1 protein-coding gene is annotated in these 224 nt (G+C 59.4%); it reads right to left on the minus strand.

Going from position 1 to position 224, the window contains the following annotated elements:
* Window positions 1-224, minus strand: a 224-nt coding sequence (locus tag MFF64_RS37535; RefSeq protein WP_238194171.1) for a hypothetical protein, incomplete at both ends; no start/stop codon positions are given.

Raw genomic sequence — 224 nt, forward strand, 5'->3', positions numbered from 1 at the left:
TGGGGCCAATAGGCTTAGTGCCACACCGGGCGCAGGATCTTGGCCAGAGATGGCATCTTTGATGCCCGCTCCGATTTCTTGGACCGCGGCGGATGCAACATCTTCTGCGCCAACTGCTCTAGCCACACGCAGCGCCGGATTGAGGAACTGTTCCTTGTCTAGCCCACTTGAGTAGCCGTGTGAAGCAGCGATGTAGTGCTTCGCGGCCGAGATCGCATTCGCGC

Source organism: Methylobacterium frigidaeris (assembly GCF_022179185.1).
In the GTDB taxonomy this organism is placed as follows: Bacteria; Pseudomonadota; Alphaproteobacteria; order Rhizobiales; family Beijerinckiaceae; genus Methylobacterium; species Methylobacterium frigidaeris.